General features: G+C 73.9%; 11 protein-coding genes and 1 tRNA gene. 8 read left to right on the top strand and 4 right to left on the bottom strand.

The genetic code is table 11. From position 1 onward, the window contains the following. Positions 1–309: 309 nt before the first annotated feature. From ACZ7IF_RS16520 to ACZ7IF_RS16530, 3 genes are all read left to right on the top strand, one after another. A complete protein-coding gene (locus tag ACZ7IF_RS16520) occupies positions 310–2373 on the top strand; it encodes a phosphocholine-specific phospholipase C (protein WP_470971323.1) in 2064 nt (687 codons plus the stop codon). A 73-nt stretch (positions 2374–2446) separates the two neighbouring features. Then, positions 2447–2905, top strand: a complete 459-nt coding sequence (locus ACZ7IF_RS16525) for an XRE family transcriptional regulator (protein ID WP_470971326.1) — start codon at positions 2447–2449, stop codon at positions 2903–2905. 89 nt (positions 2906–2994) lie between these two features. Continuing rightward, the gene (locus ACZ7IF_RS16530) at positions 2995–3750 is read left to right on the top strand and encodes an alpha/beta fold hydrolase (RefSeq protein ID WP_470971329.1); all 756 of its coding nucleotides are present in this window, start codon (positions 2995–2997) and stop codon (positions 3748–3750) included. Between the two features lie 63 nt (positions 3751–3813). Here ACZ7IF_RS16530 and ACZ7IF_RS16535 read toward each other — a convergent pair. Next, positions 3814–3886: transfer RNA gene (locus ACZ7IF_RS16535), tRNA-His, on the bottom strand. Positions 3887–3960: 74 nt separating this feature from the next. Further along, positions 3961–4716: a CTP synthase C-terminal region-related (seleno)protein gene (locus ACZ7IF_RS16540; RefSeq protein WP_470971501.1), complete on the bottom strand. Its 756-nt coding sequence runs from the start codon at positions 4714–4716 to the stop codon at positions 3961–3963. 139 nt (positions 4717–4855) lie between these two features. On the opposite strand from ACZ7IF_RS16540, the gene ACZ7IF_RS16545 reads away from it, so the two are divergent. Both ACZ7IF_RS16545 and ACZ7IF_RS16550 read left to right on the top strand, forming a co-directional pair. Then, positions 4856–5722 carry a LysR family transcriptional regulator gene (locus ACZ7IF_RS16545; RefSeq protein WP_470971333.1) on the top strand — a complete coding sequence of 289 codons (867 nt, stop codon included), beginning with the start codon at positions 4856–4858 and terminating at the stop codon, positions 5720–5722. Next, the gene (locus ACZ7IF_RS16550; protein ID WP_470971338.1) at positions 5700–6854 is read left to right on the top strand and encodes an aminopeptidase P family protein; all 1155 of its coding nucleotides are present in this window, start codon (positions 5700–5702) and stop codon (positions 6852–6854) included. Before ACZ7IF_RS16545 ends, ACZ7IF_RS16550 begins: the two co-directional genes overlap by 23 nt. Before the next feature lie 16 nt (positions 6855–6870). Here the strand turns inward: ACZ7IF_RS16550 and treZ are convergent, their stop codons facing one another. After that, entirely contained in the window at positions 6871–8622 is a 1752-nt protein-coding gene (treZ, locus tag ACZ7IF_RS16555) for a malto-oligosyltrehalose trehalohydrolase (protein WP_470971343.1), read from the bottom strand. 122 nt (positions 8623–8744) lie between these two features. Here treZ and ACZ7IF_RS16560 point away from each other — a divergent pair, with 122 nt between their 5' ends. The 3 genes from ACZ7IF_RS16560 (at position 8745) to ACZ7IF_RS16570 (ending at position 10666) form a co-directional block, all read left to right on the top strand. Further along, a complete protein-coding gene (locus ACZ7IF_RS16560) occupies positions 8745–9317 on the top strand; it encodes an FHA domain-containing protein (RefSeq protein WP_470971346.1) in 573 nt (190 codons plus the stop codon). A 35-nt stretch (positions 9318–9352) separates the two neighbouring features. Then, positions 9353–10120 carry a DUF6193 family natural product biosynthesis protein gene (locus tag ACZ7IF_RS16565; protein WP_470971353.1) on the top strand — a complete coding sequence of 256 codons (768 nt, stop codon included), beginning with the start codon at positions 9353–9355 and terminating at the stop codon, positions 10118–10120. An 87-nt stretch (positions 10121–10207) separates the two neighbouring features. Next, positions 10208–10666: a GNAT family N-acetyltransferase gene (locus ACZ7IF_RS16570; RefSeq protein WP_470971360.1), complete on the top strand. Its 459-nt coding sequence runs from the start codon at positions 10208–10210 to the stop codon at positions 10664–10666. On the opposite strand, the gene ACZ7IF_RS16575 is transcribed toward ACZ7IF_RS16570, so the two are convergent. Then, positions 10648–11883 carry a M14 family zinc carboxypeptidase gene (locus ACZ7IF_RS16575; protein WP_470971363.1) on the bottom strand — a complete coding sequence of 412 codons (1236 nt, stop codon included), beginning with the start codon at positions 11881–11883 and terminating at the stop codon, positions 10648–10650. The two genes, ACZ7IF_RS16570 and ACZ7IF_RS16575, sit on opposite strands and share 19 nt — an antisense overlap. Positions 11884–12640 lie beyond the last annotated feature (757 nt).

Here is a 12640-nt window from a genome sequence, read left to right on the forward strand (position 1 = left end):
GGAGCCCGCCCCGACCCGAACTGACGTGACGTCAGGGACTGTTGTGCGGGGCGTGGTTGCCCGTACCGTACCGGCAGCGGAGCGCACGGCACGCCCCCTCACGTCCCCCGCCATCCGTCTGCGCCCCCCGTTGCAGTGTGTGGAGGCCATTCCAGCAGATATCGGGGGCGTCCGGGAGTTCCGTCCACAGGGGCTTCCGTTCGCCCGCTGTACGGCCCGACGTCAGACGGGGATCTCCGGCCGGTACCCCGGGACCGCTGTCCTTGGGGCGCCCCTCGATCCCCCCTCACCCCCTAGAGGTCGTCACCCATGGCTGAACTCAACCGGCGCAGGTTCCTCCAGATCGCCGGCGGCACGGCTGCCATCGCGATGCTCAACGACAGCATCGCGCGGGCCGCCGCCATCTCGGCGCAGGGCACCACCGGCACGATCCAGGACGTCGAGCACATCGTCGTCCTCATGCAGGAGAACCGTTCCTTCGACCACTACTTCGGCTCGATGAAGGGCGTCCGGGGCTTCGGCGACCCGCGGCCGGTCATCCAGGACAACGGCAAGTCGGTCTTCCACCAGTCCAACGGGACGAAGGACATCCTGCCCTTCCACCCGCAGGTGGAGGACCTCGGGATGCAGTTCCTGACGGGCCTGAACCACGACTGGGCCGGCGGCCAGCAGGCCTACAACAAGGGCAAGTACGACAAGTGGGTCCCGGCCAAGACGGCCACGACCATGTCGTACATGACGCGGAACGACATCCCGTTCCACTACGCCCTCGCCGACGCCTTCACCGTGTGCGACGCCTACCACTGCTCCTTCATCGGCGCCACCGACCCCAACCGCTACTACATGTGGACGGGGTACACGGGCAACGACGGCGTGGGCGGCGGCCCGGTCCTCGGCAACCAGGAGGCCGGGTACGGCTGGAAGACCTACCCGGAGCGCCTGGAGGCGGCCGGAGTATCCTGGAAGGTCTACCAGGACATCGGCGACGGCCTGAACGCGGCCGGCTCCTGGGGCTGGATCAACGACGCCTTCCGCGGCAACTACGGCGACAACTCGCTGCTGTACTTCAACACCTACCGCAACGCCCAGCCCGGCAGCCCCCTGTACGAGAAGGCCCGCACGGGCACCAACGTCAAGGCGGGCGACGGGTACTTCGACCGGCTGCGCGCGGACGTGGTGAACGGCACCCTCCCGCAGGTCTCCTGGATCGCCGCCCCGGAGGCCTTCAGCGAGCACTCCAACTGGCCGACGAACTTCGGCGCCTGGTACATCTCGCAGGTGCTGGACGCGCTGACCGCGAACCCGGCCGTGTGGGCGAAGACGGCCCTGTTCATCACCTACGACGAGAACGACGGGTTCTTCGACCACGTCGTCCCGCCGTACCCGCCGGCGTCCTCCGCCTGGGGCCTGTCCACGGCGAGCGTCACCGGGGACCTGTACACCGGGGGAGTCTCCGGGTACTCGGCCGGCCCGTACGGCCTGGGCCCGCGCGTCCCGATGATCGTGGTCTCCCCGTGGAGCAAGGGCGGCTACGTCTGCTCCGAGACCTTCGACCACACCTCGGTGATCCGCTTCATGGAGAAGCGCTTCGGGGTGCAGGAGCCCAACATCTCGCCGTGGCGCCGCGCCGTCTGCGGCGACCTGACCTCGGCCTTCGACTTCACCCAGGCCGACGCCGCGCCCGCCCCGCTGCCTTCCACGGCCGGGTACGTCCCGGCGGACAAGGACCGCCACCCGTCCTACTACCCGACCGTGCCGGCGACCGGCACCCTGCCCAAGCAGGAGGCGGGCTCCAAGCCGGCCCGCGCGCTCGGCTACAGCCCGTACGTGGACGGCTCCCGCACCGTCTCCACGGGCAAGTTCACGCTCACCTTCTCCTCCGGCCCGAAGCTCGGCGCCCACTTCCACAGCACCGCGGGCAACCGTACGGACGGCCCCTGGCCCTACACGGTCGAGGCGGGCAAGACCCTCTCGGACACCTGGAGCACCAGCAGCTCCACCGGCAACAAGATCGACCTCACGGTCTGGGGCCCCAACGGCTTCCTGCGCACCTGGAAGGGACCGGCGAAGAAGGCCGGCCCCGAGGTCACGGCCCGCCACGTGGACGCCACCGGCAACCTGGCCCTGACCCTGGTCAACGGGGGCACCGCCGCGGTGAACCTCACGGTGACCAACACCTACGGCGGCGCCGCCCAGACCTTCAAGGTCAACCCGGGCGCCACGGTCTCCCACACCGTCGACCTGCGCGCCTCGGGCCGCTGGTACGACGTCTCCGTGGTCTCGGACGCCGACGCCGGCTTCCTGCGCCGCTTCGCCGGCCACGTGGAGACGGGCGCCCCGAGCGTCTCCGACCCGGCGATCAAGACCGTCTGACGCGTGGTCCCGTACGGGTGAACCGGCCCGGTTCCACGCCCGCGAAGTCAACGCAAGCGTTGACTTCGCGGGCGTGTCTCAACGGGAAGTGATCCTCGTCGGCGAGGTGGCGGAATGGTTCGAGACGCTGGCCGAGACGGACTGGAGCAGTGCCGAGCAGCCACATCGCCGAGCTGGACACGAGGGAGTACGAACGGGTGCCGTCGGCTGGGAGGAGGCCAAGCGCCAGGTGCGCGAGCGCCGGGCGGCTGCGGGCCTGCCCGTGCGGTCCCCGGCGGAGAAGCGGGCCGCCATGGAACGGCTCATGGCCGAGGCCCGGGCCTGCCGGCTGGCCGAGATCCGCCAGGAGCAGGCTCTGACCCAGAAGGACGTGGCGGAGACCATGGGCGTCTCGGCTCCCGGGGTCTCGGCCATCGAGAACGGCGAGACCGACCGCACGGAGGTGGCGACCCTGTGCTCCTACGTGGAGGCGCTCGGCGGCCGCCTGAGGGTGGTGGCCGACTTCGGGGACACGGAGTACACCGTGGCCTGAGGCGGCTGCGGGTGATGGTGTGATCGTAGGCCGGATGGGCAGAACGTACCGCGTCGGTTCCCACCACCCCCGTCACCGAGGGAGAACGCATGGCCATCGCCCATCGCCGGATCGGCACCGGACCCGTCCGCGTCATCGTGCTGCACGACTGGTTCGGGACCTCCGCCAACTGGGGCTCCGTGCTCGACTACCTGGACCCGCAGGGGTTCTCGTACGCCTTCCTCGACTACCGGGGCTACGGCGAGCGGCGGGACGTCCCCGGCCGCTACAGCCTCCCCGAGATCGCCGACGACGTCCTCGCGCTCGCCGACCAGCTGGGCTGGGACACCTTCTCCCTGCTCGGCCACTCCATGGGCGGCAAGGCCGCCCAGCAGGTACTGGCCCGCGCCCCCGGGCGCGTCGAGAAGCTGATCGGCCTCACCCCCGTCCCCGCCGGGCCGTACCCGATGGACGACGCGACCCACGCCCTCTTCTACGGGGCCGCCGAGGACCCCGGCAAGCGGCGGACCATCCTCGACCTGGTCACCGGCAACCGGGCCAGCCGCCACTGGCTGGAGCGCATGGTCGGCCACTCCCTCGACGTCTCCCGCCCCGAGGCCTTCGCCGGCTACCTCGCCGACTGGCAGCCCCGCGACCTGTTCTCCGCGATCAAGGGCAGCACCGTGCCGGTGCTCGTCCTGGTGGGCGAGTACGACCTGGCCCTGACGGCCGAGGTGATGCGGGCCACCTGGCAGGCCTCGTACCCGAACTGCAGAATCGTCACGATCCCCGGCGCCGGCCACTACCCGCCCCACGAGACCCCGGTCGCCTTCGCCACGGAGGTGGAGGCCTTCCTGCGCGGCTGACCCGGATGCGGAAAGCCCGTAGGGGGTGCGAGGCGAACCTCGTACCCCCTACGGGACCAACAGGGTGAGTGACGGGACTTGAACCCGCGGCCACCTGGACCACAACCAGGTGCTCTACCAACTGAGCTACACCCACCACGAAGGGCGGCGGACCACCCGTTCGTTGTGCATGCACAGCATAGCCGATCCGCGGGGTGGTCCCGCGACGGGTTATCCGGCGGCCCGGCCGCCTGCCGGACGCGTCCCCTCCGCGCGGCGCGCGGCGCGGGCGACCGCCGCGACGGCCAGCGCCCGGACCACCGGATGCGGCCGCGACCCGTCCCCCGCCAGCTCCGGCTGGAAGAGCGTGGCCAGGAAGAACGGGTGCCCCGGCAGCTCCGCCATCCGCACCGCGCCGTCCTCGTCGTGCCCCGACAGCCGAAGCCCGTGCGCGGCGAGCACCGGCAGGTGGCGGGGCGCGGGACCGTAGTGGCAGTGGTAGCGCTCCGTCGACCGCTCCGCCCCGAGCGCCGACTCGGCCAGCGAACCGGGCTCGGCCCGTACGAGCGCCTCGTGCCCGGCCAGCGAACAGGCCAGCGGGGCGATCAGCGGGTCGTCCGCCCCGGGCTCGTTCTCGGCGTGCGCGGCCCCCGACAGCCCGCACACGTGGCGGGCGTACTCCAGCAGCGCGTGCTGGAAGCCGCCGCACGTCCCGAGGAAGGGAACGCCCTCCTCCCGGGCCACCCGGATCGCCGCCAGCGCCCCCGCCTCGCTCGCGTACGGGCTGCCCGGCAGCACCCACACGGCGTCGAACCCGGCCAGGGTCCCCGCCGCGGCCTCCGCCTCCGCCCGCGAGGTCGGGATCCAGCAGGCGTCCAGCACCAGCCCCTCGCGCGAGGCCAGCGCGTCGAGGAGGAGCGGGATCCGGGTGTGGGACTCCACGTGCGGGGAGCGGTCCCCGACGAGGGCGATCCGGGCGACGGTCATCCGGGCGGTGGACGGCTCGTAGGCCGTCTGTGCGGTGGTCATGCGGATCATCCTGCGACCCGGTCCCGCTCCAGCGCCAACGATCGTTCCCGGACGACCGATAAGCAGCGCTGATGGGCGGCGATGGCATCCTGCGGCCATGGACCCGCACCTCCTGCGCACCTTCACCGCCGTCGCCCGCCTCGCCTCCTTCTCCGCCGCCGCACGCGAACTCGGCTACACCCAGTCCGCCGTCTCCCAGCACATCGCCGCCCTGGAAGCCGACCTGCGCACCGAACTGCTCACCCGGCGGCCCGTCGCCCCCACCCCCGCCGGCGCCCGCCTGCTGGAGCACGCCCGGCCGCTGCTGCTGCGGCTCGCCGCCGCCCGCGCCGACGTACTGCGGCTCGCCGCCGCCCCGCCCGGCCGGATCACCCTCGCCGCCTCCCCGCTCGCCGCCGCCGGCCCCCGGCTGCTCGCCGCCCTGCCCGCCACCGGCGTCACCCTGCGCGTCCTGCCCCCGGCCCGGGTGCCGGCCGCCGTCGCCGCCGGGGACTGCGACCTCGGGCTCGTCGACGGGCTCGCCGCCCCGAGCGACCCGCTGCGGCTGCCCGACGTGGCCCCGCTGCGGGTCACCGGGATCGGCGAGGAGGAGCTCGCCGTCCTCTTCCCCGCCGGGCACCCCTTCGCCGCACGGGACTCCGTCCGGCTCGACGACCTCGCCGACGCGCGCTGGCTCGACGCTCCGGACGTGGGGCTGCCGCTCACCACCGGACGCCGCGCCCTGCGCTACGACGGCACCGACCTGCACGCCCTGTGCGCCCTCGCCGCCGCCGGACACGGCCTCGTGCTGCTGCCCCGCCCGGTCGCCGAGACCACCCGCGCGGGGGCCGCCGTACCCCTCGCCGCACCCCGCCTGGCACACCGTACGGAGCTGCTCACCCCCGCGAGCCTGTCCGGCGCGGCCGCTGCGCTCGCCGCACGCCTCACGGCAGGATCCCCGTATGACCACCACACCGACTCCTGACCCGGCGGCCCACGCCGAGCCCGAGGCCTTCACCACCGCCGACTACGCCGCCCGGATGGCCGCCGCCGCGCAGAGCGCCGCCGACGCCGGACTCGCCGGACTGCTCATCGCGCCCGGACCCGACCTCGCCCACCTCACCGGCTACCGCCCGACGGCCGAGACCGAGCGGCTCACCCTGCTCGTCCTCGCCGCCGGCCAGGACCCCGTGCTGGTCGTGCCCGCCCTGGAGGCCCCCGACGCCGCCAGGGCACCCGGCGCCGGGGCACTGACCCTGCGCGACTGGACCGACGGCAAGGACCCCTACCGGGTGGCCGCGCCCCTCCTCGACGTCAGCGGCCGCTTCGGCGTCAGCGACAACACCTGGGCGCTGCACCTGCTCGGCCTGCAAAGGGAGTTGCCCGCCACCACCTACGCCCCGCTCACCGACGCCCTGCCCATGCTCCGCGCCGTCAAGGACGAGCGGGAACTGGCCCGCCTCGCGGCCGCCGGAGCCGCCGCCGACGCCGCCTACGCGCAGATCCTGCACGTCCCCTTCGCCGGCCGCCGCGAGAGCGAGGTCGCCGCCGACCTGGCCGGACTGCTGCGCGTACACGGCCACTCCCAGGTCGACTTCACCGTCGTCGGCTCCGGCCCCAACGGCGCCAACCCGCACCACGAGGCCGGCGAACGCGTCATCCGGAACGGCGACATGGTCGTCCTCGACTTCGGCGGCCTCAAGCACGGCTACGGCTCCGACATCTCCCGCACCGTCCACGTCGGCGAGCCCACCCCCGAGGAACAGCGCGTCCACGACATCGTCCGCGAGGCCCAGCAGGCCGGGTTCGCGGCCGTCCGGCCCGGCGCGAGCTGCCAGGACGTGGACCGGGCGGCGCGCGCGGTGATCACCGAGTTCGGCTACGGCGAACGCTTCATCCACCGCACCGGCCACGGCATCGGCGTCACCACCCACGAGCCGCCGTACATGGTCGAGGGCGAGGAGCAGCCCCTCGTCCCCGGCATGTGCTTCTCCGTGGAGCCGGGCGTCTACCTGCCCGGCCGGTTCGGCGTCCGGATCGAGGACATCGTCACGGTCACCGGGGACGGCGGCCGCCGCCTGAACAACGCGCCGCGCGAGATGGCGATCGTCGGGTAGCGGGGCCCGGCGGGGGCTACGGGCCCAGCACCACCGCCGACTCGCCCGGTACGTGGATCCGCCCGTCCGGACCCGGATGCTCCACCGGCTCCCAGGACGCCAGCACCCGCACCCCGTTGCGGCCCAGCGCGACCGTCACCGACTCCGTCGACAGGTTCACCACCACCCGTACCTCGCCCCGGCGGAAGGTCAGCCAGCGGCGCTCCTCGTCGTAGGCGACCCGGACCGCCGCCAGGTCCGGGTCACGCAGGTCCGGGTGGGTGCGGCGCAGCCGGATCAGGGTCCGGTACCACTCCAGCAGCCAGGCGTGCGATTCCCGCTCCGGTTCCGCCCAGTCCAGGCAGGACCGGTCGCGGGTCGCCGGGTCCTGCGGGTCCGGGACCTCCTCCGCCTTCCAGCCGTGCGCCGCGAACTCCCGGCGCCGGCCGCTGCGGACCGCCTCGGCGAGCTCCGGGTCGGGGTGGTCGGTGAAGTACCGCCAGGGCGTGCCGGCCCCCCACTCCTCACCCATGAACAGCATCGGCACGAACGGCCCCGTCAGCGCCAGCGCCGCCGCGCAGGCCAGCAGCCCGGGGGAGCAGGAGGCGGACAGCCGGTCGCCCAGCGCCCGGTTGCCGACCTGGTCGTGGGTCTGGGTGTAGCCGAGGAAGCGGTGCGCGGGAGTGCGGCGGCGGTCCACCGGCCGGCCGTGGGTGCGGCCCCGGAAGGAGGACCAGGTGCCGTCGTGGAAGAACGCCCGGGTCAGCGTCTTGGCGAGGGCACCGAGCGGGGCCTCGGCGAAGTCCGCGTAGTAGCCCTGCGATTCACCGGTCAGCGCACAGTGCAGGGCGTGGTGGAAGTCGTCGTTCCACTGCGCGTGCATCCCCAGGCCCCCGACGGCGCGCGGGGTCGTCAGCCGCGGGTCGCACTGGTCGGACTCGGCGATCAGGAACAGCGGCCGCGTGGTCTCCGCCGCCAGCTCGTCCACGGCGGCCGACAGCTCCTCCAGGAAGGACAGCGCCCGCCCGTCGGCCAGAGCGTGCACCGCGTCCAGCCGCAGGCCGTCGATCCGGTAGTCCCGCAGCCAGGCCAGCGCGCTCCCGATCAGGTACGAGCGGACCTCGTCGGAGCCGGGCGCGTCCAGGTTCACCGCCGCGCCCCAGGGCGTGTGGCGGGTGTCGGTGAAGTACGGGCCGAAGGCGGGCAGGTGGTTGCCGGAGGGGCCCAGGTGGTTGAGGACCACGTCCAGCACCACCCCGAGCCCGGCCGCGTGCGCGGCCTCCACGAAGGCCGCCAGACCCGCCGGGCCCCCGTACGGCTCGTGCACCGCCCACGGCGCGACCCCGTCGTACCCCCAGCCGTGCCGGCCCGGGAAGGGGCACACCGGCATCAGCTCCACGTGCGTGACGCCCAGCCCGGCCAGGTACCCCAGGCGGGCCGCCGCGGCCTCGAAGGTGCCTTCGGGGGTGAAGGTGCCGACGTGCAGCTCGTACAGGACGGCGTCCTGGAGCGGTACGTGCGGCGGGGGCACGTGGGGGGCGAGGGCCGCGAGGTCGACCACCGCCGACAGGCCCTCCGTACCGTCCGGCAGCCGCCGCCCGCGCGGATCGGGCCGGACCACCGGATCGTCGCCGAGCCGGAACCCGTACCGGTCGCCGTCGGCCGCCGGGGCCTCGGCGACCCACCAGCCGGAGCGGCCGGGGGCCGGGTCGGGGGCCATGTCGTAGGTGGTGTCGTTCAGTCGCATGGCGACCCGACCTGTCAGCGGTGCCCACACCTCGAACTGCACGGACGGTCCCCTCGTCTCCGGCGGTGTCCAGCATGCGTAATCGTGCCCGTATCGTGCCCATCATTCCGGGCCGGGCGGGGGAGTTCTGGACACTCCGCACCCGACGGGCCGACAATCACCCTGTGACGTCGAGTTTCGAGTTCCCCGCCTACCCCGCCCCGCGGCTCTCCGACGCGGAACGGGACCGGGCGCTGGGCCAGCTCAGGGAGGGTGCGGCCCTCGGGAAGCTGTCGCACGACACCTTCCTGCGCCGCATGGAGCTCGCGCTGGTCGCCCGCCGTTCCGAGGACCTCGCCCCCCTCCTCGCAGACCTCCAGACGCGAGAGGGGCCGCTCGGCGCCCAACCCCCCTGGACCAGTCGGCTGTTCGGCTGGGTCGGCCGCGCGTCGGCCGTGTCCGCCGGGGTGCGCAGGGCCTGGCAGGTGGAGCGCCTGCCCAAGCTGCTGTTCCCCCACCCGGCCGGCGGCCCGCTGCGGATCGGCCGCGACCCGGGCAACGGGCTGCGGCTCACCCACGAGACCGTCTCGCGGGCACACGCCGAGCTGAGCATGCGGGACGGCACCTGGCTGCTGCGGGACCTCGGCTCGACCAACGGGACCACCGTCAACGGGCGCCGGGTGACGGGCGCGGCGGTCGTGCGGCCGGGGGACCAGGTGGGGTTCGGGCGGATGAGCTTCCGGCTTTCGCAGGACTGAGCGGGCGGCAGACCCGAGGAGGCAGAATCGGGGCCGTGACCAACCGACCTGATCCGGCCGATCTGTACCCCGACGTCGCGGCGCGGGGGAGCCTCGCCGCGATGCTGCGAGCCGTGGCGCAGGAGGGCGGCTTCCCCTTCCCCGTGACCGCCTCCTCGCCCGCCGAGCCGCTCGGCCACGCCTCCGTGGAGAGCGGGTCACCGATCCGCCACCCCCTGCGGATCAGCGCGTGGGCGGCCGAGCGGGCGTGGTCGGTCCGCGGCGAGGACTCGTTCCAGAACATGGCGCTCGTCGAAGGCCGCACCGACGACCTGGCGCAGCTCGCCAGGGCCGCGCGGGCCTGGTACGACGGGGCGCCGCTCGACGAGGTCCGTGACGCCGCGCCGTTCGTGCGCCTGACCGGCCGCTTCGAGGTGCCGGACCAGGACCCTGGCCGGCTGACCGAATCCGAGTGGCAGCACATGCGGGTGGAGGCGGCGCAGGAGGGCGGACCCGGGTACCGGGCACTCGTCGAGGCGGCGTACGGGGATCCGGTCCTGCGGGCCCTGTTCCCGTTCACCAGCCACTGGGTGCTGCGGTTCTCGACCACGACCCGGCCGTCCATGACCATCGCCGGGCCCTGCGTGCTCACGCACGCGGCCGACCGGTACACCGTCAGCCGCGGCTTCCTGGGCGGCGACGTGCTGGCCGAGGCGACCACGGCCGGGGAGGCGGTGGCGGCCGTGAGGCGCCACATGCCGTCCGGGCTGGGGCCGGTGACGCTGGGGACGGTCCGGCAGCGGACCGAGGGGGCCGACGGCTGACCGGCCGGGACGCGGTCGCGCCCCGGGGCCCCGCGCCCGGCCCTTCCCGGCTTCGTCCCCGGCCAGGGGCCCGGCAGGATGCCCCTCATGGATCACACCGGCATCGTGCGCCCCGCCCGCCCCGAAGACCTCCCGCGTCTCACCGAGCTCATCCATGAGCACGTCGCGTACGAGGAGTCGGAACCCCGGCCCGCCGGCCTCGGCGAGCGCCTCGGCCCCCGGCTGTTCGCCGAGGACGCCCGGCTGTGGGTGCTGCTCGCCGAGACCCCCGGGGGCACCGTGGCCGGATACGCCGCCTGCTCGGAGGAGTTCGCCTTCTGGGACGCCCGCCACTACCTCCACATGGACTGCCTCTACCTCGCCGAGGAGGCCAGGGGCCACGGCCTCGGGGCCGCCCTGATGGCCGGCGTGGCCGACCTCGCCCGCGGCCTCGGCCTCGAACACGTCGAGTGGCAGACGCCCGACTGGAACGAGGGCGCGATCCGCTTCTACGACCGCCTCGGCGCCACGGGCCGCCCCAAGCAGCGCTACGCCTGGCCGGTCTGAAGACAGCGGTACGCGGCCAGGACCGTCCGCGACTGGTGCTCCACCTGCGTGGCCACCGGCACCCAGCGGGCCTGGAAGCGGGCCGAGAACTCCTCGCACCACCCCGTCACCAGGCGGTCCAGGCCGGGCGCCGCCGGATGCGACTGGTACCGCAGTACGCGCAGCAGCATCGCGGCGGCGCGCAGCGACAGCCGCCGCCCGAAGGCGTCGATGCTGCCGAGGGAGGCCGTGGAGGCCTCGGCGGGCGCCCCGGGAGCCGTCCACTCGGCGGCGACCTGCGGGATCAGCCCCAGCGTCCAGTCCACCGCCCGCAGCAGCGCGGCGGCGCCCGGTCCGGTGCCCGGGATCCCCTCCCGCAGCCCCGCCACCCGCGCCGCCTCACCGGTCAGCCGCTCCGCGAGCATCCGCAGGGCGCCCCTCGGGTCGGGGTGCGGGGCCGGGTCGTCCACCAGGTCGGAGGCCCACATGGGCACCTCGACGATCGCGGTGGTCCCGCGGTGGCGGTGGCACCAGGTGCTGCGCCGGGTGTCCTCGCTCCCGGCCTGCGGCATCACGAAGATCCCCGGCCCGGGGGAGCCCCAGCCGGCGGCGTCGGAGGCCCCGGTCTCCACCGGGATCCGCAGCTCGGCGGCGGACTTCCCGAAGGGCTCGGCGAGCCCGGGTACGTCGCGCGTCAGCTGGACCCAGGATCCGCCGAGGTCCGTACCGTGCAGGGAGACCTGCAGGGCGGGCCGCAGCTCGTCGAGGAGCGCGGTCAGGGCGCGCGTCTCGGGCGGGAGCCGGTCCGGGGGGAGCAAGGACGGCGCCCACTCGGGCTGTTCCGGCCCGGGCGGGCGGTAGAAGTTGCGGTGGTAGTCCAGCAGCGAGTACGGGCGCGGCGTGCGGTGCAGGTCGGCACCGTCCGGGTCGGCGCAGAGCAGGAAGTGCCAGCCCGCCCCGCCGCCCCCGGCCCGGATCACCCGCCGGGCGAGGTCCAGCGCGGTCGCCCCGCCGACGGGCTCGTTGGCATGGGCCCCGGCGACGACGAGCACCTCCCGGGGCCCGCCGCGCTGCCCGTCGACGGAGAGCAGCCACAGCGGCCTCCCGCCCCGGGAGACACCGGCCTGCCGCATCCGCACCCGACCGGGATGCTCGTCCGCCAGCGCCCGTCCGGCCAGGGCGAGTTCGTACGGGGTGGGGTAGCGCATGTCACGGAGGAGGGTCACATGGTGTGCCATGCCCGCCACACCGGCCGGCTACTGCTCCCCTGGGGCCGAATGTGTGTGCCGAGGGGTTCCCCTGAGCGGTCTCACAGCCGGTTCGGGGGTTTCCCGTCAGTCCCATCGTCCTTCCGTGTCGGGCCGGCCCGTCAAGGGCGCTCCCTTCGGTCGCGTCACTTCGTGATCGCCTTCGGCGACCCTTGACAGCCCGTCCCGCTCCGGAAAGCCGAAAGACTGCCGGGAAACCCCCAAAAGAACGGTCACGGTCCAGAGAGGAAGGGACGGTCTCTCAGCGATGAGGCGAGGGACCGGGCTCCGCCCCGCCGGGCATCCGAGCCCTCAGCAGCCGAGATCCCGGGCCGGGGGCCCGGCCACCCGCACTCAAATGCCGACCAGAGCCCCCTGCGGACCCCCGGCGCGGCAGATCGCTACGCGCTCCTCCCGGCTCGGCGTCCACCGGCTGTCTTGGGCTGGTACCTGCACCACATGTTGATCAGAGCGGCGTGGGAAGCGCGTGGGCGCAGCAGATCGCTACGCGCTCCTCCCGGCTCGGCGTCGGATGGCCGTCTGGGGCCGGGATGGGCGAGGAAAGGGGCGGATGACCGCTTTCGAGGGCCGAATCGCCTTTCCCGCAGGGTCTTTGGCTGCTTGTCGGGGGGGGGGGGGGGGTTTTTTTTCCCCCCCCCCCCCAAAAGAACCCCCCCCCCCCCCCCCCAAACCCCAACGAAGGGGAAAAAGGGGGTGGGGGGTTTCGTGTTTGATGGCGGACAAACGA

The organism is Streptomyces sp. NPDC037421 (assembly GCF_055602105.1).